This window comes from Plantibacter sp. CFBP 8798, from assembly GCF_014841195.1.
Classification (GTDB): Bacteria; Actinomycetota; Actinomycetes; order Actinomycetales; family Microbacteriaceae; genus Plantibacter; species Plantibacter auratus.
In genome coordinates this window covers 1-1086 of record NZ_JACYTS010000007.1, presented here as the reverse complement: position 1 = coordinate 1086, position 1086 = coordinate 1, and the positions used below count along the sequence as shown (strand labels likewise).

Annotated in this window: 1 protein-coding gene; it reads left to right on the top strand. The window is 69.1% G+C overall.

Annotated features, from left to right (window positions below):
• Window positions 1-1029 (top strand): HNH endonuclease signature motif containing protein (locus IFU30_RS20035; RefSeq protein WP_192006902.1); only part of this gene is annotated, 1029 nt, incomplete at its 5' end.
• Window positions 1030-1086 lie beyond the last annotated feature (57 nt).

The window sequence follows — 1086 nt, the reverse complement described above, 5'->3', positions numbered from 1 at the left end:
TCGGCCACCACGGATGGTGACGCATCCGCTGCCCTCGGCAGCCCGTCGGCACCCCTCAGCGTCGATGGTGCCGCGGTCATCGTCCGCGAGCTCCGCAACGCCGGCCGCATCTGCACCAAGCCCGAACTCCAGGCGGCGTCGGTCATCGCCATCGAGCACGCCGCCCACGCACCCCTGCAAGACGTCACCCGCATCGCGAAACTCGTCCGCACCCGCCTCGACCAAGACGGCCGCGAACCCCGCGACGAACTCCTCCGCCGAGCAGAACGCTGCACCATCCACGAACTCCCCACCGGCATGACCCTCCTCCGCGCCGAACTCGCCCCAGAAAGCGCCGCCTTCATCCGCGCCGGCCTCGACGCCCTCATCGGCGCCACCCACCGCAAACCCCACTTCATCCACCCCGACCCTGCCGACCAACCCGACGGATCCGGTCACCCCATGCCCGACGGACCCACGCTCATCCCCACCGACCGGCGACGCGCCATCGCCCTCACCGAGACCTTCCGACACCTGGCCGGCTGCAGCAGCGCCGCCACCGAACTCACCCCCGTCACCGTCATCATCCGCACCGACCACGACACCCTCGAAACCGGCCTCGGTGCTGCCACCATCGACGGCATCGACGAACCCATCGGCCCCGGCGCCCTCCGCCGCCTCGCCGCCGACGCCAACCTCATCCCCGCGGTGCTCAACGGACCATCCCAAGTCCTCGACCTCGGCACCAGCACCCGACTGTTCACCCGCGGACAAAAACTCGCCCTCGCCGAACGCGACGGCGGCTGCGCCTGGACCGGCTGCACCCACCCACCCTCCTTCACCGAAGCCCACCACATCAAATGGTGGTCACAAGGCGGACCCACCAACCTCGACAACGGCATACTCCTCTGCCCCTTCCACCACCACCGCATCCACGACGACCACTGGACCATCACCATCCAAAACGGTGTCCCCTGGTTCATCCCACCCAGCCACATCGACCGACACCAAACCCCCATCCGAGGCGGACGCCTCCACCTCGCCGCCTGAACACATGGCACCCGCGCGCCTCCGCACACGCCTGCCCTTCGACAAGCTCAAGGACCG